Genomic DNA, 24,562 nt, shown 5'->3' with positions numbered 1-24,562 from the left:
CCGCGCTTCGACGCGGCCATCGGGACGGACCGTTGCCGGCCATGCGCGCGGTCTTGCGCCTGCGGTGACATCCCGTCATGCTGGTGGCTGCCCGGTTGAAAAGGCGGTCCTGAACCCCAATTTAACCGTCCATGACCGGAGATGGTCCGAAGCTGCCGCAATCGGGGCGGGACCGTCTTGCCAAGAACAGGATACGAGCATGAAACATCCCCTCAATCCCTCTTACCCGGTGCTTCCGCTGCGCGACATCGTCGTGTTCCCGCACATGATCGTGCCGCTTTTCGTCGGGCGCGAGAAGTCCGTGCGGGCGCTGGAAGAGGTGATGAACGACGACAAGCAGATCCTGCTGGCCAGCCAGATCGACCCCGGCGTCGACGACCCGGCCTCGGACGGGATCTACCGCGCGGGCGTGCTGGCCAACGTGTTGCAGTTGCTCAAGCTGCCCGACGGCACCGTCAAGGTTCTGGTCGAGGGGCAAAGCCGCGTGCGCATCGTCGACTATATCGAGAACGACGCCTTCTTCGAGGCCAGCGCCGAGTATCTGACCGAGATGCCGGGCGACGAGGCCGCGATCGAGGCGCTGACCCGCACCGTCGCCGAGGAATTCGAGCGCTACGCCAAGATTCGCAAGAACGTCCCCGAAGAGGCGCTGTCCGCCGTGGGCGAGGCCGAGGATGCCGCGAAGCTGGCCGATCTCGTGGCCGGGCACCTCGGGATCGAGGTGGGCCAGAAGCAGGAACTGCTCGAGACGCTGTCGATCTCGGAGCGGCTGGAGAAGGTCTATGGCCTGATGCAGGGCGAGATGTCCGTTCTGCAGGTCGAGAAGAAGATCAAGACCCGCGTCAAGTCGCAGATGGAGAAGACCCAGCGCGAGTATTACCTGAATGAGCAGATGAAGGCCATTCAGAAGGAGCTGGGTGACGGCGAGGACGGCCAGAACGAAGTGGCCGAGCTGGAAGAGCGCATCGCCAAGACCAAGCTTTCCAAGGAAGCGCGCGACAAGGCCGATGCCGAGCTGAAGAAGCTCAAGAACATGTCGCCCATGTCGGCCGAGGCCACCGTGGTGCGCAACTACCTCGACTGGATGCTGTCGATCCCGTGGGGGGTGAAGTCTCGCGTCAAGAAGGACCTGAGCCGCGCCCAGGCCGTTCTGGACGAGGATCACTACAGCCTCGACAAGGTCAAGGAGCGCATCGTCGAGTATCTCGCTGTGCAGGCGCGTTCGAAGAAGCTGAAGGGCCCGATCATGTGCCTCGTCGGCCCTCCGGGCGTCGGCAAGACGTCGCTGGGCAAGTCGATGGCCAAGGCCACGGGGCGCGAGTTCATCCGCATCAGCCTTGGCGGCGTGCGGGATGAATCCGAAATCCGCGGCCACCGCCGGACCTATATCGGCTCGATGCCCGGCAAGATCATCCAGGCGCTGAAGAAGGCCAAGACGACCAACCCGCTGATCCTGCTCGACGAGATCGACAAGATGGGCCAGGATTTCCGCGGCGATCCTGCGTCGGCCATGCTCGAGGTTCTGGACCCCGAACAGAACGGCACCTTCGTCGATCACTACCTCGAGGTGGAATACGACCTGAGCAACGTGATGTTCGTGACCACCGCGAACAGCTACAACATGCCCGGGCCGCTGCTCGACCGGATGGAGATCATCCCCCTGTCTGGCTACACCGAGGACGAGAAACTGGAGATCGCCAAGCGGCACCTGCTGGACAAGCAGGTGAAGGCGCACGGCCTGAAGAAGTCCGAGTTCTCGATCACCGACGAGGCGCTGACCAGCATCATCCGCTACTACACCCGCGAAGCGGGCGTGCGGAACCTGGAACGCGAGATCGCCAAGACCGCGCGCAAGGCGGTGACGAAGATCGTCAAGAAGGAGACCGACGTCGTCGAGGTGACGGCCGAGAACCTCGACGACTTCCTGGGCGTGCGCAAGCACCGCTACGGGCTGGCCGAGGAAGAGAACCAGATCGGCGTCGTGACCGGTCTGGCCTACACTTCGGTGGGTGGCGACCTGCTGCAGATCGAGGCGCTGCGCCTGCCGGGCAAGGGTCGGATGAAGACCACAGGCAAGCTGGGCGACGTGATGAAGGAATCGATCGACGCGGCCTCCAGCTACGTCCGGTCGATCGCGCCGCAGATCGGGGTGAAGCCGCCGCAGTTCGACAAGCTGGACATCCACGTCCACGTCCCCGACGGCGCCACGCCCAAGGACGGCCCCTCCGCGGGTCTGGCGATGGTCACGTCCATCGTGTCGGTGCTGACGCGCATCCCGGTGCGCAAGGACATCGCCATGACCGGCGAGGTGACGCTGCGCGGCAACGCAAGCGCCATCGGCGGCCTGAAGGAGAAGCTGCTGGCCGCGCTGCGCGGCGGGATCACGACCGTTCTCATCCCCGAGGAGAACGAGAAGGATCTGGCCGAGCTGCCCGACAACGTGAAGCAGGGCCTGAAGATCATCCCCGTCAAGCACGTCTCGGAAGTGCTTGAACTGGCGCTGGTTTCCAAGCCCGAGCCGATCGAGTGGGACGAGGCGGCCGAAGAGGCAGCCGCCGCCGCTCAGTCGATCCAAGGCGACGACACGGCCCCGGGCGCACGCGCCCACTGAGGCGCGTCCCTTCGCAAGGACAACAGGCGCGCGGTTTCGGCCGCGCGTTTTTTTGTCTCGGAGGCTTCACCGTGCCGGGCTGACGTTGCCGTCGGCCGCCGGCCGGCGAAAAATTCGGCCAATCGGCCTCTTGCGCATGGGCAGGCGGGGCGGTATTAGCGCGCCAACGGGTGATTAGCTCAGTGGTAGAGCGCTTCGTTCACATCGAAGATGTCGGGGGTTCAAATCCCTCATCACCCACCATTTTTCCTTCATCGACGGATAAGCGCCCCTCGGCGGTCTGCTTCGAGTTGCCCGCGCCGCAGGCATGCCGGATGCGACGCATCAGCTGGTTCTTGTCATGTTTTCAGGATGTTGCGCCGCGTTTCTCGACCTGCGCAAGCGACGGGCGCGGCGGCTTGGTGGGTGATGACGGACTCGAACCGCCGACATCTTCGGTGTAAACGAAGCGCTCTACCAACTGAGCTAATCACCCCTCGCGCGGCTTCATTAATGGCGCGCGCGCGGCGGCGCAAGGGCATGCCTGCGCATCGTTGGTTGCAGCAGGCGCTTCAGCGGCTACGTTGAACGTCGGATCAACCGACACGGAGCCAGTACCATGTTCACCAAAGTGCTTCTCGCCAGCGGGCTTGCCGCCGGCCTCGTCGCCACCGCGGCCCAGGCCGACATCACCGTTTCGTCCAAGATCGACACCGAGGGCGGTCTGCTGGGCAACATGATCGCGCTGGCGCTGGAAGACGCTGGACTGCCGGTCACGCGTCGCTTGCAGCTTGGCGGCACGCAGGTGGTGCGCGAGGCGCTGCTGGCCGGCCAGATCGACATCTACCCCGAATACACCGGCAACGCCGCTTTCTTCTTCAACGAAGCCGACAGCGACGTCTGGAAGAACGCGGACGAGGCGCTGGCCCGCGCGCGCGAACTCGATGCCGGGGCCAATGACGTTGTCTGGCTGGAATCGGCACCGGCCAACAACACTTGGGCGATCGCCGTGACCGGCCCGGTGGCCGAGGAGAACGACCTGCAGACCATGAGCGATTTCGGCGAGTGGGTCTCGGGCGGTGGCGAGGTCAAGCTGGCCGCCTCGACCGAGTTCGTGTCGTCCCCCGCCGTGCTGCCGGCGATGGAGGAGACCTACGGCTTCGACCTGAGCGAGAACCAGACCGTGATCCTGTCGGGCGGCGACACGGCGGCGACGATCCAGGCTGCGGCGCGCGGCACGTCTGGCGTCAACGCGGCGATGGTGTACGGCACCGACGGCGGCGTGGGCGCGACCGGCCTTGTGGTCATGGAAGATGACGAGGGCGTGCAGCCGGTCTACGAGCCGACGCCGATCGTGCGCGCCGAGGTTCTGGACGAGTACCCGTCGATCCCGGACGTACTGAACCCGATCTTCTCGGAGCTGGACATGGCGACGCTGCAGCAGCTCAACGGGCGCATCCAGGTCGGCGGCGAGCCCGCCGAGGCGGTGGCGCGCGATTACCTGACGCAGACCGGGGTGCTGGACTGATCGCGGCCGGGATCGCAACGGCAAGCATGCCCCGGGGGCTGTCGCCTCCGGGGCTTCTGTTCGCCGCGCTCGGGCTGGTCGCGCTGGCGCTGCCCTTCGCCACGCTGCGCGCCAACCGCATCGTCGCGGGCGAGGGCGTGTTCCTGTGGGATGCGGCCGGGCCGGGCGTGGTGGCCGTGGCGCTTGCCGCGATGATCGCGGGGCTGGCGCTGGGGCTGCAGGCCGCGAGGCCGTGGTGGCGGCTGGGCGGCAGCCTGCTCGGGCTCGCCGGGCTGGTTCTCGTTCTGTCGCGCGGCGCCGGCCGCCTGCTCGAAGGGGCGGGCGATCTGGCGCGGGTGTCGCCGGCGGCAGGATTCTGGTGCCTGCTTCTGGTCTTGATGATGCTGATGGCCGACGCGCTGTCGACGCTGCGGCCGGGCCCGCGGCTGCGGCTGGTGCTGCTGGCCGCGGTGCTGGGCGCGTTGGCGCTGGTGCTGACCTCGGGCGCGCTGTCCGAGCTTTCGATCATGCAGGAATACCGCGCCCGCGCGGAGGGATTCCGCAGGGCCGCGATCCGCCACGTTGCGCTGGCCTTCGGCTCGCTTGGCGCGGCGGCGGCGATCGGCTTTCCGCTGGGCATCCTGTGTCACCGCCGCGCGCGGCTGCGCGGCGCGGCGATCCCGGTGCTGAGCTTCCTGCAGACGATTCCGTCGCTGGCGATGTTCGGTATCATGATCCCCGTCCTGGCCTGGGTCGCGGCGACGGTCCCCGGCGCGGCCGAGATCGGCATCGCCGGCATCGGCTTCGCCCCCGCCTTCCTGGCGCTGCTGCTGTATTCGCTGCTGCCGGTGGTGGCCAATACGGTCGCGGGCCTGAACGCCACGCCGCCCGCCGCTGTCGAGGCCGCGCGCGGCATGGGCATGACCGACCGCCAACGCCTGTGGGGGATCGAGCTTCCGCTCGCGCTGCCGGTGATGCTGGCGGGGCTGCGGATCGTGCTGGTGCAGAATATCGGGCTTGCGGTGATCGCCGGGCTGATCGGTGGCGGCGGCTTCGGCACCTTCGTTTTCCAAGGCCTGAACCAGACCGCGTCCGACCTGATCCTGCTGGGCGCACTGCCTACCGTGGTGCTGGCACTGGTCTCGGCCATCGTGATGGACATCCTGGTGGACTTCGCCCGCCGCACACCGAAGCGAGAGAGCGCATGATCGAGATCGACAGCATCACCAAAGTCTATGGCGGCACCACGGTCGTCGACGCGGTCTCGATGACGATCGAGACGGGGACGATCACCGTGATCGTCGGCACGTCCGGCTCGGGCAAGACCACGCTGCTGCGCATGATCAACCGCTTGGTCGAGCCGACCTCGGGCTCGGTGCGCATCAACGGAGAGGCGACGTCCGACATTGCACCCCACCTGCTGCGGCGGCGCATCGGCTACGCGATCCAGGGGCACGGGTTGTTCCCGCATCATAGCGTCGGGCGTAACATCGCCGCGGTGCCGCGCCTGCTGGGCTGGCCGAAGGACAAGATCGCCGCGCGCGTGGACGAGCTGCTCGCGCTCTTCGGGATGGAGCCCGGCGCCTTCCGCGACCGCTTTCCGGCCGAGCTGTCGGGCGGGCAGCAGCAGCGGGTGGGCGTGGCGCGCGCGCTGGCGTCGCGGCCCGATCTTCTGCTGATGGACGAGCCGTTCGGCGCGCTGGACCCGATCATCCGGGCGCGTGCGCAGGCGGACCTGCGCGAGATCCATCAGAAACTCGGCTCCACCATCGTGCTGGTGACCCACGACATGGAAGAGGCGATCAGGCTCGCCGACCGCGTTGGCGTGATGGACGGCGGCAAGCTGGTCCAGCACGGCCCGCCTGAAGAAATCGTCGCCCGCCCCGCCAACGGCTTCGTGGCCGAGATGGTGGGCGACGCCGAGCGGCCCATGCGGCTGCTTTCGCTGATCCCGGTGCGCGGGCTGGTCGAGGACGGCGCGGCGCCGGGCGAGCCTTTGCGCGACGATGCCAGCCTGCGCGACGCGCTGTCGGAATGCCTGTGGACCGGACGCGACGCGGTGCCGGTGACGCGAGACGGCGCCGTGATCGGCCGCGTCACGCTGAACGCGATCCGTACCCGCGTCGGACGGCACGCGTGACGGCGGGGGCGGTCCTGCGCGCGGCGCTGTCGCTGCTGCTTGTCGCGCTGGTGGTGTGGCCGCAGGCCTTCGCGCCGGTCTTCGCCCCTTTCGCGCCCGAAGGCGGCCCAGTGATCTACGACCGCGTGTCGTTGCTGTCGCTGTCCCTGAACCACCTGATGCTGGTGGCGGCGGCCTCGTCCCTGGCGACGCTGGTCGCGGTGACGCTGGCGATCGCGGTGACGCGGCCGGCGGGGGCCGCGTTCCGCCCGCTGTCGCGCACCATCACCAACGTGGGCCAGACGTTCCCGCCCGTGGCGGTGCTGGCGCTGGCCGTGCCGGTGCTGGGCTTCGGCGCCGGGCCGACGCTGGTCGCGCTGTTCCTCTACGGCCTGCTGCCGATCTTCGAGAACGCGATGACAGCGCTGTCAACGCTGCCGCCGCGCACGATGGAGGCGGCGCGGGGCATGGGCATGGGACGGTTCCAGCGCCTTTGGCAGGTGGAACTGCCGCTGGCCGCGCCCGTGATTCTGGCAGGCATCCGCCTGTCGGTGGTGATCGCTTTGGGGACCGCCACCATCGGCTCGACCGTCGCCGCGCGCACGCTGGGCGAGGTGATCATCGCGGGGCTTCTGACGAACAACACCGCCTTCGTGCTGCAGGGCGGGCTGATCGTCGGGCTGTTCGCGGTGCTGATCTACGACGCGCTGACGCTGCTGGAACGCCGCATCGCCCGCCGTGCGGGCGCGTCGCGTCGCGGCTGATCGCGGTGGCGAAGGGCAGGGCGTGCGACGAAGCTCGGGCCAGGCGGGGTTGCTCGAAACTCGCATGTCGCGCAAGCTGGGGTAGATTATAACGCCAAGGGAGAGTGACGCGATGAACACGAGTTGGATGACCCTGGCGCTGGCCGGCCTTGTGGCCGGTCCGGCGCTTGCGCAACAGGCTTCGGACGCGGTCACGACCGAGGGCACCGCCGCCGGCGTGATCGCCGGCTTGAGCGAGGCCGCGCAGGCCGCCGTCGATGCCAAGATGGCCGGAGAGCCCGTGACCGCCGAGAACTGGATGGTTGCCGCGGCCAACCCGCTGGCGGTGGAGGCCGGCGCCGAGGTGCTTCGCGCCGGGGGCACGGCCGCCGACGCGATGGTCGCCGTGCAGTCGGTTCTGGGCCTGGTCGAGCCGCAATCCTCGGGCTTGGGCGGCGGTGCGTTCCTCGTCTGGTACGACTCCGAGACCGGCGAGGTGACGACGCTCGACGGGCGCGAAACTGCGCCGCTCGAGGCGACGCCGACCTATTTTCAGGACGAGAATGGCGAGCCCCTGTCCTTCTGGGACGCGGTCGTGGGTGGGCGTTCCGTCGGCACGCCGGGCACGCCCGCGCTTATGGAAGAGGCGCATGCCCGCTGGGGCGACCAGGACTGGGCCGGGCTTTTCGACCGGGCCATCGCGCTGGCCGAGGACGGGTTCACCGTCTCGCCCCGCCTTGCCGGTCTGGTCGCGGAGGAACCCGAAGACCGGCTGCCCCGCTTCGAGGCGACGGCAGAGTATTTCTATCCGAACGGCGAACCGCTTCAGGCGGGCGACACGCTGACCAACCAGGCCTATGCCGACGTGCTGCGCGCGATCGCGCAGGACGGGGCGGCGGCCTTCTACTCCGGTCCCATCGCGCAGGCGATCGTCGACGTGGTGCGGCTCAACGGCGGTCTGCTGACGATCGAGGACTTCGCCACCTACGACGTGATCCAGCGCGACGCGGTCTGCGTGCCCTACCGCGCGGCCGAGGTTTGCGGCATGGGCCCACCTTCGTCGGGCGCGCTGACCGTCGGTCAGACGCTGGGGATGCTGAACGGCTTCGACCTGGCCTCGATGGGCCCCGACAGCCCCGAGGCCTGGACGCTGATCGGCGACTCCTCGCGCCTCGCCTTCGCGGACCGCGGGCGGTACATGGCCGACAGCGACTACGTGCCCATGCCGACCAAGGGGCTGGTGGCCGAGGACTACCTGGCGACGCGGGCCGAGATGCTTGACCCGAACCGCGCGCTGGAGAGCGTCGAGCCGGGCGAGCCCGCCTGGGACCACGCCATGCTGCTGGGCGACGACGTGTCGCTCGAGCTGCCGTCGACCTCGCATATCTCGATCGTCGACGGGGACGGAAACGCGCTGTCGATGACCACCACGATCGAGAACGGCTTCGGCTCGCGCCTGTTCGTGCAGGGGTTCCTGCTCAACAACGAGCTGACGGATTTCTCGTTCGCGACGCATGAGGACGGCCGCCCGATCGCCAACCGGGTCGAGCCGGGTAAGCGGCCGCGGTCGTCCATGGCGCCGACCATCGTGATGCACGACGGCGAGCCGCTGCTGGTCATCGGCTCGCCCGGCGGCAGCCGGATCATCGGCTACGTGACGCAGGGCATCGTCAACTACCTCGACTGGGGCATGAACCCGCAGGAGGCGGTGGCCGCACCGCACCTGGTGAACCGGTTCGGCACGTTCGACATCGAACAGGGCACGGCTGCCACCGAACTTGAAGGCGCCCTGCAGGAAGCCGGGTTCGAGACCGAGATCCGCAACCTGACCAGCGGCTTGCACGCGATCGCGATCGAGGACGGCCAGTTGGTCGGCGGCGCCGATCCGCGCCGCGAAGGAATCGCGCTGGGGGAATGACATGCGCCGCGCGCGCCTGCGGATCGCGGGCGCGCGCGGGATCCGCTTTCCTGGAAGGAAAGCGACACCGAAATCCTTGAAGGATTTCGTGTCAGCGCTTGCGCAGATACGCGAATGAGACGTATCCGCGCAGCCCGCGCGCGCGTTCCATCGCCACTTCGCACCAGCGCGTGCCGCCGGTCTGCGTGCACTCGTAGACGCGCAGGGCGGTGCCGTTCGGGAAGCCAGCGACGACGACGAAGCCGGTGCCCGGGCCCGCGCGGAGTTTCAGCAAATCGTCCTCGGCTACGCCGAAGACCTCGTAGCGCCCGGATTGAGCCGCAGCCGGCGCGGCCGTGGACATGATCAGCGCCGCGGCAAGCGCGGTGCCGGCGAAAAATTTCCTGTGCATGATGGTTTCCATCTTCTGCTGCTGCCTCGGCGCGCAGCCTATCGCGTCGGGCGTGGAAGGGAACCCTGCGCGGGCGGCAGCTGCTCATCGCAGGCGGAACCGGCGGCTTTTGCGGCGGCCCGCGACGACGGCTTCGCGGTTCGCCGGCAACCGCTCGCGCCAGAAGACGTAGAGGCCCGAGCCGAGGATGATCGCGACGCCGACCCAGGTCCAGAGGTCGGGGAAGTCGCCGAAGACGATGTAGCCGGCGGCGGTCGCTCCGATGATCTCGAGATACTGGAACGGCGCCAGCGTGCCTGCCTCTACCCGGCGAAAGGCTTCGGCGATCAGCACGAAGCTGCACGCGGCGAATGCGCCCGCGGCGAGGATCGCGGCCCAGCCCCAGGCCGGCACCTGGTCCAGAGCCGGCTGGTCCGCGCCGAAGCCGCGCAGGGCCACAAGCAGTGTCGCCATGCCGATGCAGGCGTAGAAGGTCGCGCCGCATTGGATGGTCAGCCCGCTCCGCAACGCCGAGGCGCGGCGCAGCACGATCATGTTCAGCGCGTAGGCGAAGGCGGCCAGAAGCGGCAGTGCCGCAGCCGGGCCAAGTGCGCCGCCCGGGCGGATGACGATCAGTGCCCCCACAAGTCCCACGGCGACGGCGATCAGGCGGCGCGGACCGACGGTCTCGCCCAGAAGCGGGCCGACCAGCGCGGTCAGGATCAGCGGCTCGACGAAGAAGATGGCGATGGCGGTGGCGATGGGCATCACCGAGAAAGCCCAGATCAGGCTGGTCAGCGTCACCATGATCAGCCCGCCGGAAAGCGCCACGACCGGAGAGAGCATCGGCCCGCGCAGGCGGTGCCGCAACAGCAGCGCCGCCGGGATCAGGAACAGCCCCTGCGCGAGCAGCCGCGCGAAGGTCACCACGACCGGATGCAGGTGCAGGCGGTCGGTCAGCAGCTTGGCGAATGTGTCGCCGACGGGCAGCAGCAGCATGGCCACCACCATCAGGATCATGCCAAGCACATTGTCCGGGATCCGGAGCATGCCGGGCTGCTGGCTTTGGGTGGTCAAGGGGCACCTCGTCGCGCGGACCCGCGGCTGGCGCGGGCGAAGCGTCCGGGCGTACAGGACGTTGCGGGCCTAAGGACGCGGGAAGGCGACGCCATCGCGTCCCGCATCCCCTGCCTAGGCGCGGCGAGGCGCCGAGTCAAACCCTCGGCGCCGGGGCAGCCCGCAGCGGACCCGCTTCAGGCCGCGGCGTCGTAATGGGTGAAGACTTCGGTGCTGCCGTCGTGCCGGATCAGGAACACGTCAAAGGCCTCTCGGGCGTCCTCGGGGCCCATGCCGGGCGAGCCGTAGGGCATCCCCGGTACCGCGAGCCCGACCGCATCGGGACGCTCGGCCAGCAGGCGGCGGATGTCTGCGGGCGGGACGTGCCCCTCGACGAAGTAGCCGCCGATCTCGGCGGTGTGGCACGAGATCATCTCGGGCGGGATGCCGCTGTCGATCTTGTGCTGCATGAGCAGCGTGCCGAGGCTGTTTTCCGTCGTCACGTCAAAGCCTTCGGCGTCGAGGATCCGGACCCATGCCTCGCAGCAGCCGCAATTGGGGTCCTTCAGGACGTGGATCGCGGGCGCACCCTGGGCAAGGCCCGCGATCGGCGCCGTGGCGGCCAGCGCCGCGGCGCCCAGGAACAGGCTGCGTCGAGTCATCCGGGTCATCTGAGCAATCTCCTTCTTCGCGTCCGAGGATGGATCTTCACCCGGTGGCGTTCAAGGCCCAACCGATCACGAGACGCTGAGGCATCGTCAGCCGCGGAGACCTCGAGCCGTCTTTCGTTTCCCGGCGGCGGGACGAATCATTGTCCCATGCCGGTGCCTGCCAGAGGAGCCGAACCTTGTTCTGAGGCGCCGGACGGCGTCAGGTCTGCCGCGCTCCTGCAAAGGATACGAGCCGCCGGCTGTCCTCGTCCCACAGCTGCAACCCGACGCCGGCGAGGCTTTCGCGGATCGTCAGGCATTGCGCCTCTGCCAGCGGCGGATGGTCCCGCAGGATTTCCGGCAGGCGGTAGAAGGGGACGCGGCTTTGCAAATGGTGAACGTGGTGCATGCCGATATTGGCCGTGAACCACCTCAGGATGCCCGGCAGAACGTAGTGCGAGCTGCCGTGAAGCGCCGCGTCGTGTAGCTGCCAGTCGGCGTCGCTGTCCCAGCTGGTCTCCTCGAACTGGTGCTGGACGTAGAACAGCCAGACGCCGATCGAGGCCGCGACGAGCGTCGTGGGCAGGAAGATGAGAAGAAGCGGCGCGAGCCCGCCCATGTAGAACAGCGTGCTCAGGACCGCCGCCAGCGCGAGGTTCGTGCCCATCGCGCTGATCCAGTATTTCCGGCCAGCGCGCATCAGGCCGACCGGAAGCCGGTTCTGGATGAAGAACAGGTAGAACGGCCCAAGGCCGAACAGGACCAGGGGATTTCTGTACAGGCGGTAGCGGAAGCGCGCCGCGGGCGACAGGGCTCGGAACTCGGCGACCGTCAGGGTCTGGACGTCCCCCATGCCGCGCTTGTCGAGATTGCCGGTCGAGGCGTGGTGAACCGCGTGGGTCCGCTTCCAGACGTCGTATGGCGTGAGCGTCACCACGCCGATCGCACGTCCCGCCCAGTCGCTGAAGCGGCGACTTCTGAAGAAAGCCGCATGCCCGCAATCGTGCTGGATCATGAACAGGCGGACAAGGAACAATCCGTTCACCGCCGCTATGGCCGCCGCAAGCGGATAGCTGATCGACAGGCTCCACCACGCCAGCGCCCAGAGGGCGACGAACGGAACGAGCGTGACAAGCAGTTCGAGCGCGCTGCGCAGGGGCGACGGGTCGCGGTAGCGCGCGAGAATGCGTACCCAGTCCCGTGCATCGTCACCTGCCGGGGGTGAAGCTTCCGCTTTCCTTTCGTCGGATCGCGGGCGATCGTGTCGTATCGAGAGAGTATCGTTCAAACTGCTGACTGCGCCTTCGTCAAGCGTTTCGAGGATTTCGGCGGCTTCGCCGAAAGCTGTTGCTTGGCGGACTGCTCTCGTTCGAGGCGTGCCGCGCGAAGGCGGCGGGTCTTGGCCTCGCGAGCAGTCGTCTCCGCGTCGGTGATGCCCGTAGCTATTCTGGAGATGGCGTCTCCCTTGGCCTCGGGCTTGCCGGGGCGAAACAGCGTGTTCTTGTTAAGCAAAGGGTGCTTCCATCATGATAGGTGCTGAAGGCGAACCCTCGCTCCGGGTGTCCGGCACAAGGGTTCGCCTTTTATAGCCGAGTGTCGGGACGCGGACGTGTTTCCACGCCGCGTGGGAAGGTCAGGGCTTTCGGGCCGGACCCGCATCTTCGGTCGGCGCGGGCCTGGCCGCATCTTCCGGCGTCTCGACAGGCTTGGATTGTGCCCAGGGCCGCATGGCGCCACGGGATCTGCCGCGGCCAACGGGGGCGGGCACTGCGAGAAACTCCGCAAGGTCGAACTTCGGCTTCATGGAAAACATAGTCATCGGGAGATGCCTTTCTATAGCGGAGGAATCGCGCCGCTGAACCAGATATAGGGTCTCCGCTCCGATCATGTTAGACCGGAACGGGAGATTGGTGGTTTTCCGGGAAGCCGAACACCGTGTCCGAGCGCTGGCGGCACGACCCGCCAGAGCGGCCTTCCGACGCTGGCGCGCGTGGTGGCACGCCGATGCAGGCGGCCGCGACCTCGCCGCGTTACCGACCGGAATGCCTCAGCGCCTCGAGCGCCGTGGCGAATTGCTGTTGCGAAAAGGGTTTTTGCAGGCGGGAATGGGTCCTGTATTCGGCGGCGACGTCCGCGTAGCCCGTGGACAGCAGGAAAGGCACGCCCAGCGCCGTCAATCGATCGGCGATCGGGTAGCTGCATTCCGTTCCCAGGTTTACGTCGAGCACGGCCATGTCGACCGGCTGGTGCCGGATCAGCTCCAGCGCCTGGTCCACGCGCGAAGCGGGGCCGACGACAGCGCAGCCCAGATCGGCCAGCATGTCCTCGATGTCCATGCAGACCAGCATCCCGTCTTCCACGAGCAGGACGCGAAGTCCTTCAAGTTCCGTCACCACCGGGTGCACCCTCCGGAACGGGCATGCGGATTTCGCAGATCAGACCTCCCGGGTCGTGGACGAGCTTGACCGTCCCGCCGAGTTCGTGAGCCAGCCCTCTTTCGAGCAAGCGGCTGCCGAACCCCTTGCGGCGGGGAGGCTTCACGCTCGGGCCATTCTTCTCGACCCAGGTAATGCAGATCTCGTCCGCGTCGACATTCCGCCAGCGGATTTCGACCACGCCCGCTTCCGCCCCCAGCGCGCCGTATTTGGCGGCGTTCGTCGCCAGTTCGTGAAAGCCCATCCCGAGGCTGAGGGCCACCTTCGGCGAGAGCCGAACGGGCGGTCCGGTGAGCCTGGCGCGGTCGCCGGCGGCATGCGCGTCGAGGAACGGTGCCAGAGCCGTCGCGGCAACGTCCCGAAGATCGACCTCGCGCCAGTTCTCCCGCATGATCAGGCTGTGGCTCTTCGACAATGCAAGCAGCCGGCCCTGGAAGGTTTCCATCGCCTCGTCTTCGGCGCGCCCGCGCAAGGTCTGGGTCGCGATCGACTGGACCGTGGCCAGCATGTTCTTGACGCGATGGTTCAACTCCTGGATCAGAAACTCCTGATGTTCCTCGAACTTCTGCCGTTCGAGGATTTCGCTTTGCGCGGCGTCGAAGAGCGCCGAGTTGTCGATGGCGATCGCGGCTTGCGCGGCGATCGCGGTCACGATGCGCTCGGCCCGTTCGGTGAAGATGCCGGGCTTTTCGTGGCCGAAGATCAGCGCGCCCATGATCTCGCCGCCGCGTCCGATGACCGGGGCGGCGAGATAACTGGTGACGGGCAGGTGGCCCGGCGGCATGCCGTAAAAGGGCGCGGCCCGACCGTAGCGAGGATCGCGCCTGATGTCGTCGATCCGCAGGACCGAACCTTCGGAAAAGGTCGGGCCGAAAATCGCCGTGTGCTGCGGCGGAGGAAAGGCCGAGAACGCTTCGCGCGGCGCGCCGGACAGCGTGTAGAGCTGTAGGGCGCGCCCCTCGCGGATCGTGTTGTAGAAGAAGGCGCCGAAGCGGGCGCCGGAGAGGTCGGTCGCGGCATCGGTTACCGCCTGCACAAGTTCCTCGAGATCCAGTTTCGCCGCGAGCATTGCGCCCGTCCGGTTGATCGTCTCGAGCGTGTGGCGTTCTTCCTCGAGCGCCTCCACGGCCTCGATTTCGGCCCGTATGTCGCGGACCTCGAGAACGGTGCCGACGACAGCGCCTTCTTCGCGCACCGGGCTGGCGGTATATTCCACGCGATAGAAGTCCCCGTCCTTGTGAACGAAGACGTCACGCCCGCGCTCGCGGTTGTTCTCGGGGAAAGCGCGGTCGATCGGGCATTCCTCGATCGGATAGGGCCTGCCGTCGGGGCGGGTGTGGTGGATCAGGTCGTGAAGAGGCCGGCCGCGAACCTCCTCCAGATCGAACCCAGTCAGCTGGCGGGCCGCGGGGTTCATGTAGATGCAGTGCTGGCGTTGATCCAGGATGAACATCGCGCCACTGGCGTTGTTGCACAGCGCCTCCAGAAGCGTCTGCTCCGAAGGTCGCCCCGCGACCATCCGGTCGGTATCGCGCATGTCGCCCCTCGCCTTGCCGCCGCCCACCGCCCGTGTGAGCCATTGGATTGGAGGGCATCTGCGGCGCAGGTCAAGCTTTTCCGCAACCTGAGCGTTTCACGCGCCTGCGGGCGGCCGCAACTCTCCGCCCGGCGCTGCGCACACGAAGAGGTGGCTTTGCATCCCTTCGCTCTCTCGCCTATCACGGGCGTCAATTCAAACCCGGGGTAGCCATGTCGGTTTCTTTGCTTTCCACCTTCGTCAAGCCGATGCACCCCGAGGGGCGGCGCTTCGTAGCGATCGGGGCCGCGATCACGGTCGGCCTGTTCCTCCTGTGGAGCCCCCTTGGGTGGCTCGGGCTCGGCCTGACGATCTGGATGTACTATTTCTTCCGCGACCCCGAACGCGTGGTGCCGACGCGTCCCGGCATCATGGTTTCGCCCGCCGACGGGATCGTGTCGATGATCGAGCCGGCCGTGCCGCCCTCGGACCTCGAACTGGGCGCGGAGGAAATGGCACGGATCTCCATCTTCATGTCGGTCTTCGACTGTCATGTGAACCGTCTGCCGGCCACGGGCCGGATCGACAAGGTTTCCTATCGCCCCGGAAAGTTCCTCAACGCCTCGCTGGACAAGGCGTCCGAGCACAACGAGCGCAACGGTCTCGCCGTCACTCTGCCGGACGGCCGCCGCTACGGCACGGTCCAGATCGCCGGGCTGGTCGCCCGCCGCATCATGTGCTGGGGAGAAACAGGCCGGGACACGTCTCGCGGCGAACGGTTCGGGCTGATCCGGTTCGGCTCGCGGCTCGACATCTACCTGCCCGGCGGGGCCGCTCCGCTGGTCCGCGTTGGGCAGACGATGATCGCGGGCGAGACGGTCATCGCGGACCTTTCCGGCGAGACGGGGGAAGCCTGAGCCATGGCGAACGGCCCCTCCGGAACGCCCGAGCGCGAGCAGAGTCCCCTCTCGATCCTGATGCTGTTGCCCAACATGGTCACGCTGACTGGGCTGAGCTTCGGTCTCACCGCGGTCCGGTTCACGATCGAAGGGCGGTACTCGGCGGCGGTGTTCCTGATCCTGCTCGCGGCCCTCGCCGACGGGCTCGACGGGCTGCTCGCCCGGTGGCTGAGGGCGGAATCGCCGCTTGGCGCGCAGCTGGATTCGCTGTCCGACTTCATGTGTTTCGGCGTCGCGCCGGCGATCCTGGTCTACCAGATCCACCTGGCACAGGCCGGCGGCTTCGGCTGGATCATCGCCATGCTCTTCGCCGTGGGCGCGTGCTTTCGGCTGGCCAGGTTCAATGTCACGACCGGCAAGACCGACGACACCAAGGGGCCGGCGAAGCACTTCGTCGGCGTGCCCGCTCCGGCGGGGGCCTGCCTGGGGCTTCTGCCCGTCTTTCTGACCCTGGGGAGCGTGTTGGAGCCGGGCGATGCGCCGGTCGTCGTGTCGGTCTGGCTGGCGATCGTCTGCGTGCTGATGATTTCCAGCCTCAAGACGCTGTCGCCGAAAGCGGTGAAGGTGCCGCGGCGGTTCATCGGCGTCATCCTGTTCGCCACGGTGATCGTGATCGGGTTGGGCTTCACCCGCCCGTGGTATCTGCTCGCGCTCGTTGATGTGGCGTACCTGATGACGCTTCTGCACGCGGTCGTCCGCGCGCGGGGACAGCTTTTCCGCTGAGATTTCGCGACAACGCTCTTGCGAGATCCTGTCGCGGATGATCGCGGAGACTTCGGCTGACGCTGCGAAACGCTTCCTTCGGTGCCGTTTGACCGACATCAAATCCGGCGCCGCGTGCATCTGCTACCGTTCCTGTGTGGGGCAACGGCGCCCCGATCAAGGAGCGCGACATGAGACGCATCTGGGCAACCGCAATGATCTTCCTGACCTCGATCGCGGTCAGTGCCGGCGGGCCGGCCTTCGCCGATCCGATCGGCGGAGGATACTACCAAGGGCACATGAATGGCTGGGGCATGGGGCTGATCGGTTTCGGCATGATGATCCTGTTCTGGGGCGGGCTGGCCGCGCTGATCGTGCTCGCGATCCGCTGGATCGGCGACCAGAACAACGGTCCCGCCCGGCGAAATGCGATGGACGTGCTCAAGGAACGCCTCGCACGCGGGGAAATCGATCCGGAAGAGTTCGAATTGCGCCGCAAGTACCTGGAAAGCTGACCGGGTCGCGATCCCGCGATCTGCCGGGACCTTCGGCAGCCACCGCTCCTGCGTTGACCGATCCTGGATAGCGGAGGCGTTCAGGCGTCCCAAAGCCGCCGGCAAAGCGCGTCGACGGCGGCATGGAGGAGGAGCGTCAGGACGGCCAGGACGATGAGTGCCGCGAACATCAGGTCGATCTTGGCGCGTCCGTTGGCCAGCAGCATCAGGTAGCCCAGTCCCCGAGACGCGCCGACCCATTCGCCGATGATCGCCCCGATCGGGGCGTAGACGGCGGCAAGCCGCAGGCCCGAGCCGAAGCCGGGCAGGGCGGCCGGCACCCGGATGCGCCATAGGAGGCGGCCGGGCGTGGCGTTCTTCACGCGGGCAAGCTCCAGCCATCCCTGCGGCGTGCGCATCAGCGCGTCGAAGAAGGCGGAAGTGACGGGGAAATAGATGATGAGCAGCGCCATCGCGACCTTGGACCACAGCCCGTAGCCCAGCCACAGCGTCAGGATCGGCGCCAGTGCAAAGACCGGCACCGCTTGGCTGAAGACGAGCATCGGGCGCAGAAACGACCGCGCGACCGGCGAGGCGGCGAGCAGGATGGCCGAAAGGAAGCCGAGCACCGCGCCGAGCCCGAGCCCGACGAGAACCTCGATCGCCGTGACCGCTGCGTGCTCGGCGATCAGCGCGCGGCTGCTCCACAGCGTCGAGAAGACGAGAGACGGACCCGGCAGGATGAAACGCGGCAGCGCGGCGAGCGTGACGACCGCCTGCCAGACCAGAAGGCCCAGAGCCGCAACTCCGACGATGCGAAGCGTGGCGGTCATTCCGCCTCCATCAGCAAGCGCAGCAGGCGCGCCTGGAAGGCAAGCGTTTCGGGCGCGTCGAAACGGCGGGGCGCGGGGGCTTGCGGCGGCGGGATCGACGTGATGCCCCGCCGGGTCATCAGCAGGACGTCATGCCCCAGCCGCGCGGCCTCGGCGGCGTCGTGGGTGACGTGCAGAACGGTGCGCCCCGCCAGAAGCTCGGCCGCGAGATCCTGCATCAGCGCCCGCGACCGTGCGTCCAGCGCCGAAAAGGGTTCGTCCAGCAGCACCACGGGCCGGTCCTCGACCAACGTCCGGGCAAGCGCGACGCGCTGCCGCTGGCCGCCCGAAAGGGCGTGGGGCCGCTTGGCGAGGTGTCCGGCCAGTCCCACCCGCTCTAGCACCGCGCGCGCCCGGTCGTGCTGTGGCGGCTGACCCCGGAGGCGCGCGCCGAGGGTGACGTTGGAGATCGCGTCCAGCCAGGGCATCAACAGGTCGCCTTGCGCCATCATGGCGACGCGCCCGTCGAGCGGCGCGCCGTCGTCCGCCGCCACCTTGCCCTCGAAAACCACTTCGTCGCCGAGACCGCCGAGCAGCCGCAGAAGCGTCGATTTCCCCACGCCCGAGGGGCCGAGCAGGCAGGTCCACTTCCCGGCCCGTGCGGTGAGGGACAGCGGACCGAAGATCGGCGCGCCCCCGATCGTCGCGCGCCCCGACAGGTGCAGGGCAGGGGCCGCATTCATCCGGTCAGGCCCATGCCCCAGAAATCGGCCTCGAGGCGGGTCGCCGTCTCGAAACGGGCGCAGAGGCGGGGCCAGCGGGGGCTGCCTGCCCGCTCCGGCCCCAGCCGTCGTTCGACCGCCGCGTCGATCAGCGCGCCGACCTCGCGGCAGGTGTGCTGGTAGTCCTCGCCGGCATAGGTTGCGATCCAGTCGGCATAGGGCGTGTCATGGGAATCCGCCGCCAGCCGCGCGCCGATCTCGCCATACCCCAGAACGCAGGGCGCAAGGGCAGCCAGCAGGTCGAGGAAGTCGCCGGAATGGCCGGCATCGAGCACGTAGCGCGTATAGGCGATGTTCTGCGGTGCCTCGCGGGCCGCGAACAGATCGGCTTCGGCGATGCCCTCGGCGGCGCAGGTCCGGACGTGCAGGCGCATCTCGTCGTCCAGCAGCGCATGGACGGTGGCGGCGCAGGCGCGCATCTCGTCCAGCGTTTCCGCCTTGGTCACGGCCAGCGCCCAGGCGCGCGAGAAATGGACGAGAAAGACGTAGTCCTGCACCAGGTAGCGCAGGAATGCCCCGCGCGGGAGCGTGCCGTCCCGCAGCCCCTCGACGAAGGCGTGGCGGGTGTAATCCCGCCACGCATCGCCCGCGGCTTCTCGCCAGAGCGGGAAGGTGGCACCGTAGCTCATTGCGCCCCCAGATCGACGGCGAGGTCGGAGACGGGGCGCATTTCCTCGACCAGACCGGCTTCGTTCAGGAAGGCCTCGAAGCGGGCGTAGCGGCCCTGGTCCAGCGCCTCGGGGCGCAGGGCGAAGCGCGGGATCGTGTCTGCCCAGGCCCGTTCGTTCAACTCGTCCTGCAATTCGGCAGAGGTGCCCGAGAAGATCTCCCAGCTTTCCTGCGGGTGGTTGACGATGAACTGCGTCGCCTTCTCGGTCGCGGCGAGGAAGCGGCGGATCATGTCCGCGTCCATCGTCTCGGGATTGGCGACGTAGATCAGCTCGTCATAGGCGGGCAGGCCCTCTTCCTCCAGATAGAAGCACCGGCCGGGGACGCCCTCGATCTCCATCTGGTTCAGCTCGAAGTTGCGGAAGGCGCCGATGACGGCATCGACCTGGCCCGACATCAGCGCGGGCGAGAGGGACCAGTTCACGTTGACGAGTTCGATGTCGTCCATCGCCAGGCCGTTCCGCTCGAGGATGGAGGACAGCAGCGCCTCCTCGACCCCGGCCACCGAGAACCCGACCTTGCGACCCTTGAGGTCGGCGATCTCCTGGACGGGACCGTCCTCCAGCACCAGCAGGCAGTTGAGCGGCGTGGCGACCAGCGTTCCGACACGGATCAGCGGCATACCCTCGGCCACCTGGAGGTGCAGCTGCGGCTGGTAGGAGATCGCGAGGTCGGCACGCCCGGCCGCGGCCATCTTGGGCGGATCGGCGGGGTCGGCGGGGGCAATGACCTCGACCTCGAGCCCTACGCCGGCGAAGTAGCCCTGCTCCTGGGCGATGACGATTGGGCCGTGGTCGGGATTCACGAACCAGTCGAGCATGACGGTCATTGCGTCCTGCGCGGCGGCGGGCGTCGCCATGAGCAATGCGAGCGCGGTCAGTCTGGCTTTCATCCGGTCTCTCCGGTTGGGTCGCCAAGGGCGACGAGGAAGATGTCTCCGCCCCAGACCGTCGCGAGCCGCTCGGCCGCCGCCCACGAGCGCAGGCCCGAGCGGCAGCATAGCACCACGCGCTGGCCGTGGGCGGGGACGGGGCCGTCCGGCCCGAAGGCGGTGACGGGCAGGCGGCGGGCAGAGGGGCGCACCAGCGGCGCCTCCCCTTCGGCCCGCAGATCCACGAGGAAGTCGGCCTCGGTGATTTGCGACGGGGCGAGAAAGCGGGGTTGGCGGGCGGGTTCTGCCGCGCCGTCGAAACGGAAGCCGCCGAAGCGGAAGCTCCGCCCGTCGACCGTGACGAGCTGGCCCAAGGGCGAAGGGTCGATGCCTGCGATCAAGGCCACCGCCATCTGCGCCTGAATCGCGCCCACGATTCCGACGACCGGCCCCAGAACGCCGTCCTCGGCACAGGATCCGGCGCGGTGCGGCACGTCCGGGAAGACCGCCCGCAGGGATGGCGCGCCGCCGCAGAAGGCACCGGCGTACCCCTCGGTCCCGATAACCGAGGCGCTGACCAGCGGCAGATCGGTGGCAATGCAGGTATCCGACAGGATGTAGCTGGCCGCGAAGCTGTCGGCGCAGTCGAGGACGAGATCGATGCCGGAGCAGAGCGCTTCCGCATTGGCCGGGTCGAGCGCCTTCTCGACAGCCTCGACGTGGATGTCGGGGTTCAGCGCGGCGATGGCGACGGCGGCGGCTGAAGCCTTCGGCCGGCCAATGTCGGCGTCGCGGAAGAGCGTCTGGCGGTGCAGGTTCGACAGATCCACGCCATCGGGATCGACCAGCCGGATGCGCCCGACGCCCGCGCCGCCCAGATATTGCAGCACCGGCGCCGCAAGGCCGCCTGCGCCGATGACCAGCACGTGGGCGTCTCGCAGCCGGGCATGCCCCTCGGGCCCCAGCTCCGGCACTGCGATCTGACGGGCATAGCGGTTCATCGCACAGCCTCGATCCACTGGCGCACGCGGCCCTCGGGATCGTCGTTGAGGGTGATGTCCGTCACCGCCGAGAGGATGTCCGCGCCGGCCTCGAAGGCACCCGCCGCCCGCTCGACGCTCATCCCGCCGATGGCGACAAGGGGCAGATCGCCGATCAGGCGCTTCCATTCGGTGACGCGCTCCAGCCCCTGCTGCTCCCACTTCATCTTCTTGAGGATCGTGGGATAGACCGGTCCAAGCGCCACGTAGTCGGGCGAGAGCGAGAGCGCGCGGTCGAGTTCCGCGTGGTCGTGGGTGCTGATGCCAACCTTCAGGCCCGCGCGGCGGAGCGCGGGAAGATCGGCGGTATCCAGGTCCTCCTGCCCCAGGTGCACCCAGTCGCAGCGCGCATCGATCGCCGCGCGCCAGTAATCGTTCACCACCAGCACGGCCCCATGCCTGCGGCACAGCGCCTGTGCCTGCGCCACGACCGGCCGCAGCTCCGCCTCCGGCCGGTTCTTGATGCGCAACTGCACCAGCTTCACGCCGAGCGGCAGGGTGCGCTCGAGCCAGCCGAGGCTGTCGAAGATCGGGTAGAAGCGGCCGAGTTTCATGTGAGGAACGCCTTGCCGATCACCGGGGTCGACGGTGCCGCCATGTCGCGGGGCTCCATCGGGTCGGCCTGATAGGCGAGCCGCCCGGCCTCGACGGCGCGGGCGAAGCCTTCGGCCATCGCGGCCGGGTCGCCGGCCTTGGCGACCGCGGTGTTCAGGAGCACGGCATCGAAGCCCATTTCCATCGCCATCGCCGCCTGGCTGGGAAGGCCCAGCCCGGCATCGACGACCATGGGAACCTCAGGGAACTGTGCCCTGAGCGTCCGCAGCCCGTAGACGTTCGTCAGACCCAGCCCGGTACCGATGGGCGCGCCCCAGGGCATCAGGACCTCGCACCCGGCCGACAGCAGGCGGTCGGCCAGAACCACGTCTTCGGTCGTGTAGGGGAAGACGTTGAAACCCTCCTCGACCAGGATGCGCGCGGCCTCCAGCAGTCCGAACGGGTCGGGCTGGAGCGTGTCGGCGTGGCCGATCACTTCCAGCTTGATCCAGGACGTGTCGAACAGTTCGCGCGCCATCTGTGCCGTCGTGACCGCCTCGCGCGCGGAATGGCAGCCCGCAGTGTTGGGCAGCAGGGTCACGCCGAGGTCGCGCACCAGGTCCCAGAACGTGGCGCCGGCACGCTCTCCACCGGCCTCGCGCCGGACCGAGACGGTGGCGATGCCCGCCCCCGAGCGGCGGAAGGCCTCGGCCAGCACGTCTGGCGATGGATATTGCGCCGTCCCGAGCATCAGGCGCGACGCGATGTCAATTCCGTAAAGCCGCATCTCAACCTCCCTGCCGCGGGGCGACGATTTCCACCCGGTCGCCTGGGGCGAGCGCGACATCCCGCGCCGCCGCGGGCACGAAGCCTTCGTTTACGGCCGTGGCGACCTTGGCGTCGCCATAGCCGAGCTCGGCCAGGACGGTGGCGAGCGTTTCCGACCGCACCTCGGTCGCAGTGCCGTTAACAATGATCTTCATGCCAAAACTCCGGTCTGGTGCCGTCGCAGGCCGCTTCCGCCGCCATCCGCGCCAGCGCGGGCGCAAGCAGGAAGCCGTGGCGAAAGAGGCCGTTGACGTGGATCGTGTCGCCGCGCCGGCTGAGGCGTGGCAGGTTGTCTGGAAAGGCAGGGCGCGCATCGGCGCCGATCTCGACCAGTTCCGCCTCGCCGAAGGCGGGGTGCAGCGCGTAGGCCGCCGAGAGCAGTTCCAGGGCCGACCTGACGCTGCGCCGGCGATCGTTGCTTTCGATCTGGGTCGCGCCCAGCATGAAAAGGCCGTCGCCGCGCGGGACGACGTAAAGCGAAAAGCGCGGGTGCAGCAGCCGGATCGGACGGTTGAGGCGGATGTCGGGCGCGCGCAGAACCGCCATCTCACCCTTCACGCCGCGCAGATCTTTCAGCGCGTCCCGTGCCGCCAGCCCGCGGCAGTCGAAGGTCAGGCCTTCGACGCGCCCGGGCTCGGCGGCGAAGGCGACCCCGGCCTTCTCCAGCCGGTCGCGAAGGTGGATCAGCGCAGCACGCGGATCAAGATGCGCTTCGGCCGCGACGTGCAGGGCGCGCTCGAACCGGCCGCCGAGGTCGGGTTCCAGCGCGGCAAGGCCGTCGGCGTCCACCTGCACGTGCCCGTCCGTCCGCCGCGCGAACCGGTCGAGTTCGCGCCGGTCGCGGCCGAACGTCAGCACGATCGTTCCCCGGCGCTGGACCGCGACGCCCTGCCGCTCCCACCAATCGGCCGCTTCCTGGCCCAGCCGGACGACCGGCTCTTCCGCCGTCTCGCCCTCGCAGAAGGGCGCGAGCATCCCGCCGGCCCACCACGAGCAACCGTGCGGACCCGGCCGGGGCGCTGGATCGAAGACCGTGACGTCACAGCCCCGCGCGGCCAGGTCCGTCGCCACGCACAGACCGGCGACGCCGGCACCCAGGACCGTCGCCCGCATCACCTCCAGATCTCGTGGAAATGGTGGACGGGGCCGTGACCGCTGCCGATGTTCAGCCGGTCCGCCGCGCAAATCGCTCCGTGCAGCCAGGCCTGTGCCCGCCGAACCGCCTGTTTGACGTCGGCGCCCTTTGCCAGTTCGGCCGCGATGGCCGAGGAGAGGCTGCATCCGGTCCCGTGGGTGTTGCGCGTGGCAATCCTCGGCCGTTCCATCGCCACGGTGCCGGACGTCGTCACCAGCCGGTCGATGCATGTCGGCCCCTTTGCGTGCCCACCCTTCATCACCACGGCCCGCGCGCCGAGCCCGAGCAGCGCCCGGCCCTGCGCGTCGGTCTCCTCGGGATCACGCGCCTCGTCGCAGCCCAACAGGCGCGCGGCTTCCGAGAGGTTCGGCGTCAGGACATCCGCGTGGGGCAGCAGCTTCTCGATCAGCGCAGCTTCGGCTATTCCGCTCAGCAACGCGTCACCCGACTTGGCCACCATCACCGGGTCGAGCACGACGGGACCGTCGTATCCTTCGATCGCGTCGGCGACCGCGCCGACGATCTCGGGCGCAGCGAGCATTCCGATCTTGATCGCCTGCGGCGGGATGTCCTCGAGCACGGCCGCGATCTGCGCCGAGAGTACTCCGGGCGAGAGCGCCTCGACGGCGAAGACGCCGCGCGTGTTCTGTGCGGTGATCGCGGTGATCGCGCTGGTGCCGTAGACCCCGAGCGCCGAGAACGTCTTCAGATCGGCCTGGATGCCCGCGCCTCCGCCGCTGTCGGAGCCGGCGATGGTCAATGCGGATGCGTGTTGCTTCATCACTACCTCCACCGACGGTGGAAGGAGGATGACAGTGCGGCAGCCGAATGC

The 24,562-nt window shown here is 68.3% G+C and carries 26 protein-coding genes and 2 tRNA genes; 10 read left to right on the top strand and 18 right to left on the bottom strand.

What is annotated here, in order from left to right; all coding sequences use genetic code 11:
- Nucleotides 1–199 precede the first annotated feature (199 nt).
- Both lon and BLW27_RS04530 read left to right on the top strand, forming a co-directional pair.
- Entirely contained in the window at nt 200–2,611 is a 2,412-nt protein-coding gene (gene lon, locus BLW27_RS04535; RefSeq protein ID WP_089879960.1) for an endopeptidase La, read from the top strand.
- A 168-nt stretch (nt 2,612–2,779) separates the two neighbouring features.
- A tRNA-Val gene (locus BLW27_RS04530) sits at nt 2,780–2,854 on the top strand.
- A gap of 156 nt (nt 2,855–3,010) precedes the next feature.
- Here BLW27_RS04530 and BLW27_RS04525 read toward each other — a convergent pair.
- A tRNA-Val gene (locus BLW27_RS04525) sits at nt 3,011–3,086 on the bottom strand.
- A gap of 123 nt (nt 3,087–3,209) precedes the next feature.
- Between BLW27_RS04525 and osmF the strand changes: the two genes are divergently transcribed.
- From osmF to ggt, 5 genes are all read left to right on the top strand, one after another.
- On the top strand, nt 3,210–4,118 hold the full coding sequence (gene osmF / locus BLW27_RS04520) for a glycine betaine ABC transporter substrate-binding protein OsmF (protein ID WP_089879957.1): 909 nt from the start codon (nt 3,210–3,212) through the stop codon (nt 4,116–4,118).
- 26 nt (nt 4,119–4,144) lie between these two features.
- Nucleotides 4,145–5,305: an ABC transporter permease gene (locus tag BLW27_RS04515; protein WP_089879954.1), complete on the top strand. Its 1,161-nt coding sequence runs from the start codon at nt 4,145–4,147 to the stop codon at nt 5,303–5,305.
- The gene (locus BLW27_RS04510) at nt 5,302–6,237 is read left to right on the top strand and encodes an ABC transporter ATP-binding protein (RefSeq protein WP_089879952.1); all 936 of its coding nucleotides are present in this window, start codon (nt 5,302–5,304) and stop codon (nt 6,235–6,237) included. The genes BLW27_RS04515 and BLW27_RS04510 overlap by 4 nt, the downstream gene beginning before the upstream one ends.
- Nucleotides 6,234–6,980: an ABC transporter permease gene (locus BLW27_RS04505; protein ID WP_089879949.1), complete on the top strand. Its 747-nt coding sequence runs from the start codon at nt 6,234–6,236 to the stop codon at nt 6,978–6,980. Before BLW27_RS04510 ends, BLW27_RS04505 begins: the two co-directional genes overlap by 4 nt.
- A gap of 112 nt (nt 6,981–7,092) precedes the next feature.
- A complete protein-coding gene (ggt, locus tag BLW27_RS04500) occupies nt 7,093–8,877 on the top strand; it encodes a gamma-glutamyltransferase (protein ID WP_089879946.1) in 1,785 nt (594 codons plus the stop codon).
- 91 nt (nt 8,878–8,968) lie between these two features.
- On the opposite strand, the gene BLW27_RS04495 is transcribed toward ggt, so the two are convergent.
- The 7 genes from BLW27_RS04495 to BLW27_RS04465 all read right to left on the bottom strand — a co-directional run bounded on the left by BLW27_RS04495 (nt 8,969) and on the right by BLW27_RS04465 (nt 14,925).
- The gene (locus tag BLW27_RS04495) at nt 8,969–9,268 is read right to left on the bottom strand and encodes an SH3 domain-containing protein (RefSeq protein ID WP_245710774.1); all 300 of its coding nucleotides are present in this window, start codon (nt 9,266–9,268) and stop codon (nt 8,969–8,971) included.
- An 84-nt stretch (nt 9,269–9,352) separates the two neighbouring features.
- Nucleotides 9,353–10,324 carry a DMT family transporter gene (locus BLW27_RS04490; RefSeq protein WP_245710773.1) on the bottom strand — a complete coding sequence of 324 codons (972 nt, stop codon included), beginning with the start codon at nt 10,322–10,324 and terminating at the stop codon, nt 9,353–9,355.
- A 176-nt stretch (nt 10,325–10,500) separates the two neighbouring features.
- Complete coding sequence (locus BLW27_RS04485) at nt 10,501–10,974, bottom strand: DUF411 domain-containing protein (RefSeq protein WP_089879940.1); 474 nt, start codon at nt 10,972–10,974, stop codon at nt 10,501–10,503.
- A gap of 199 nt (nt 10,975–11,173) precedes the next feature.
- Complete coding sequence (locus BLW27_RS04480) at nt 11,174–12,139, bottom strand: fatty acid desaturase (RefSeq protein ID WP_245710790.1); 966 nt, start codon at nt 12,137–12,139, stop codon at nt 11,174–11,176.
- Nucleotides 12,140–12,237: 98 nt separating this feature from the next.
- The gene (locus BLW27_RS04475; protein ID WP_089879937.1) at nt 12,238–12,465 is read right to left on the bottom strand and encodes a hypothetical protein; all 228 of its coding nucleotides are present in this window, start codon (nt 12,463–12,465) and stop codon (nt 12,238–12,240) included.
- Between the two features lie 518 nt (nt 12,466–12,983).
- On the bottom strand, nt 12,984–13,349 hold the full coding sequence (locus tag BLW27_RS04470) for a response regulator (protein WP_177177818.1): 366 nt from the start codon (nt 13,347–13,349) through the stop codon (nt 12,984–12,986).
- The gene (locus tag BLW27_RS04465; RefSeq protein WP_089879932.1) at nt 13,333–14,925 is read right to left on the bottom strand and encodes an HWE histidine kinase domain-containing protein; all 1,593 of its coding nucleotides are present in this window, start codon (nt 14,923–14,925) and stop codon (nt 13,333–13,335) included. Before BLW27_RS04465 ends, BLW27_RS04470 begins: the two co-directional genes overlap by 17 nt.
- 212 nt (nt 14,926–15,137) lie before the next feature.
- On the opposite strand from BLW27_RS04465, the gene BLW27_RS04460 reads away from it, so the two are divergent.
- The 3 genes from BLW27_RS04460 to BLW27_RS04450 all read left to right on the top strand — a co-directional run bounded on the left by BLW27_RS04460 (nt 15,138) and on the right by BLW27_RS04450 (nt 17,080).
- Nucleotides 15,138–15,821, top strand: a complete 684-nt coding sequence (locus BLW27_RS04460) for a phosphatidylserine decarboxylase (RefSeq protein WP_089879929.1) — start codon at nt 15,138–15,140, stop codon at nt 15,819–15,821.
- Between the two features lie 3 nt (nt 15,822–15,824).
- Nucleotides 15,825–16,586: a CDP-alcohol phosphatidyltransferase family protein gene (locus tag BLW27_RS04455; protein ID WP_089879926.1), complete on the top strand. Its 762-nt coding sequence runs from the start codon at nt 15,825–15,827 to the stop codon at nt 16,584–16,586.
- 170 nt (nt 16,587–16,756) lie between these two features.
- Nucleotides 16,757–17,080 carry an SHOCT domain-containing protein gene (locus BLW27_RS04450; RefSeq protein WP_218141084.1) on the top strand — a complete coding sequence of 108 codons (324 nt, stop codon included), beginning with the start codon at nt 16,757–16,759 and terminating at the stop codon, nt 17,078–17,080.
- Between the two features lie 80 nt (nt 17,081–17,160).
- Here the strand turns inward: BLW27_RS04450 and BLW27_RS04445 are convergent, their stop codons facing one another.
- From BLW27_RS04445 to thiD, 10 genes are read right to left on the bottom strand one after another with little or no spacing between them, the layout of a single operon-like run.
- Complete coding sequence (locus BLW27_RS04445) at nt 17,161–17,892, bottom strand: ABC transporter permease (RefSeq protein WP_089879920.1); 732 nt, start codon at nt 17,890–17,892, stop codon at nt 17,161–17,163.
- A complete protein-coding gene (locus BLW27_RS04440) occupies nt 17,889–18,614 on the bottom strand; it encodes an ABC transporter ATP-binding protein (protein ID WP_089879917.1) in 726 nt (241 codons plus the stop codon). Before BLW27_RS04440 ends, BLW27_RS04445 begins: the two co-directional genes overlap by 4 nt.
- On the bottom strand, nt 18,611–19,282 hold the full coding sequence (gene tenA, locus BLW27_RS04435; protein ID WP_089879915.1) for a thiaminase II: 672 nt from the start codon (nt 19,280–19,282) through the stop codon (nt 18,611–18,613). The genes BLW27_RS04440 and tenA overlap by 4 nt, the downstream gene beginning before the upstream one ends.
- Nucleotides 19,279–20,214, bottom strand: coding sequence for an ABC transporter substrate-binding protein (locus tag BLW27_RS04430; protein WP_089879913.1), 936 nt, complete (start codon nt 20,212–20,214; stop codon nt 19,279–19,281). Before BLW27_RS04430 ends, tenA begins: the two co-directional genes overlap by 4 nt.
- Nucleotides 20,211–21,194: a HesA/MoeB/ThiF family protein gene (locus BLW27_RS04425; RefSeq protein ID WP_089879911.1), complete on the bottom strand. Its 984-nt coding sequence runs from the start codon at nt 21,192–21,194 to the stop codon at nt 20,211–20,213. Before BLW27_RS04425 ends, BLW27_RS04430 begins: the two co-directional genes overlap by 4 nt.
- Nucleotides 21,191–21,787: a thiamine phosphate synthase gene (locus BLW27_RS04420; protein ID WP_089879908.1), complete on the bottom strand. Its 597-nt coding sequence runs from the start codon at nt 21,785–21,787 to the stop codon at nt 21,191–21,193. Before BLW27_RS04420 ends, BLW27_RS04425 begins: the two co-directional genes overlap by 4 nt.
- A complete protein-coding gene (locus BLW27_RS04415) occupies nt 21,784–22,554 on the bottom strand; it encodes a thiazole synthase (protein WP_089879904.1) in 771 nt (256 codons plus the stop codon). The genes BLW27_RS04420 and BLW27_RS04415 overlap by 4 nt, the downstream gene beginning before the upstream one ends.
- Nucleotide 22,555: 1 nt before the next feature.
- Complete coding sequence (gene thiS, locus BLW27_RS04410; RefSeq protein ID WP_089879902.1) at nt 22,556–22,750, bottom strand: sulfur carrier protein ThiS; 195 nt, start codon at nt 22,748–22,750, stop codon at nt 22,556–22,558.
- Nucleotides 22,734–23,708, bottom strand: coding sequence for an FAD-dependent oxidoreductase (locus BLW27_RS04405; protein WP_089879898.1), 975 nt, complete (start codon nt 23,706–23,708; stop codon nt 22,734–22,736). The genes thiS and BLW27_RS04405 overlap by 17 nt, the downstream gene beginning before the upstream one ends.
- Nucleotides 23,708–24,511 carry a bifunctional hydroxymethylpyrimidine kinase/phosphomethylpyrimidine kinase gene (gene thiD / locus BLW27_RS04400; protein WP_089879896.1) on the bottom strand — a complete coding sequence of 268 codons (804 nt, stop codon included), beginning with the start codon at nt 24,509–24,511 and terminating at the stop codon, nt 23,708–23,710. The genes BLW27_RS04405 and thiD overlap by 1 nt, the downstream gene beginning before the upstream one ends.
- Nucleotides 24,512–24,562 lie beyond the last annotated feature (51 nt).

The sequence above is a fragment of the Citreimonas salinaria genome, assembly GCF_900107235.1.
Lineage (GTDB): Bacteria > Pseudomonadota > Alphaproteobacteria > Rhodobacterales > Rhodobacteraceae > Citreimonas > Citreimonas salinaria.
The sequence above is the reverse complement of the archived record's forward strand: the minus strand, read 5'-3'. Positions and strand labels throughout refer to the sequence as shown.

Coding starts and splice junctions, on each gene's coding strand:
- lon (WP_089879960.1), top strand. CDS start 200: ATGAAACATCCCCTCAATCCCTCTTACCCGGTGCTTCCGCTGCGCGAC.
- osmF (WP_089879957.1), top strand. CDS start 3,210: ATGTTCACCAAAGTGCTTCTCGCCAGCGGGCTTGCCGCCGGCCTCGTC.
- BLW27_RS04515 (WP_089879954.1), top strand. CDS start 4,145: ATGCCCCGGGGGCTGTCGCCTCCGGGGCTTCTGTTCGCCGCGCTCGGG.
- BLW27_RS04510 (WP_089879952.1), top strand. CDS start 5,302: ATGATCGAGATCGACAGCATCACCAAAGTCTATGGCGGCACCACGGTC.
- ggt (WP_089879946.1), top strand. CDS start 7,093: ATGAACACGAGTTGGATGACCCTGGCGCTGGCCGGCCTTGTGGCCGGT.
- BLW27_RS04495 (WP_245710774.1), bottom strand. CDS start 9,268: ATGCACAGGAAATTTTTCGCCGGCACCGCGCTTGCCGCGGCGCTGATC.
- BLW27_RS04485 (WP_089879940.1), bottom strand. CDS start 10,974: ATGACCCGGATGACTCGACGCAGCCTGTTCCTGGGCGCCGCGGCGCTG.
- BLW27_RS04465 (WP_089879932.1), bottom strand. CDS start 14,925: ATGCGCGATACCGACCGGATGGTCGCGGGGCGACCTTCGGAGCAGACG.
- BLW27_RS04460 (WP_089879929.1), top strand. CDS start 15,138: ATGTCGGTTTCTTTGCTTTCCACCTTCGTCAAGCCGATGCACCCCGAG.
- BLW27_RS04455 (WP_089879926.1), top strand. CDS start 15,825: ATGGCGAACGGCCCCTCCGGAACGCCCGAGCGCGAGCAGAGTCCCCTC.
- BLW27_RS04450 (WP_218141084.1), top strand. CDS start 16,757: ATGAGACGCATCTGGGCAACCGCAATGATCTTCCTGACCTCGATCGCG.
- BLW27_RS04445 (WP_089879920.1), bottom strand. CDS start 17,892: ATGACCGCCACGCTTCGCATCGTCGGAGTTGCGGCTCTGGGCCTTCTG.
- BLW27_RS04440 (WP_089879917.1), bottom strand. CDS start 18,614: ATGAATGCGGCCCCTGCCCTGCACCTGTCGGGGCGCGCGACGATCGGG.
- tenA (WP_089879915.1), bottom strand. CDS start 19,282: ATGAGCTACGGTGCCACCTTCCCGCTCTGGCGAGAAGCCGCGGGCGAT.
- BLW27_RS04430 (WP_089879913.1), bottom strand. CDS start 20,214: ATGAAAGCCAGACTGACCGCGCTCGCATTGCTCATGGCGACGCCCGCC.
- BLW27_RS04425 (WP_089879911.1), bottom strand. CDS start 21,194: ATGAACCGCTATGCCCGTCAGATCGCAGTGCCGGAGCTGGGGCCCGAG.
- BLW27_RS04420 (WP_089879908.1), bottom strand. CDS start 21,787: ATGAAACTCGGCCGCTTCTACCCGATCTTCGACAGCCTCGGCTGGCTC.
- BLW27_RS04415 (WP_089879904.1), bottom strand. CDS start 22,554: ATGCGGCTTTACGGAATTGACATCGCGTCGCGCCTGATGCTCGGGACG.
- thiS (WP_089879902.1), bottom strand. CDS start 22,750: ATGAAGATCATTGTTAACGGCACTGCGACCGAGGTGCGGTCGGAAACG.
- BLW27_RS04405 (WP_089879898.1), bottom strand. CDS start 23,708: ATGCGGGCGACGGTCCTGGGTGCCGGCGTCGCCGGTCTGTGCGTGGCG.
- thiD (WP_089879896.1), bottom strand. CDS start 24,511: ATGAAGCAACACGCATCCGCATTGACCATCGCCGGCTCCGACAGCGGC.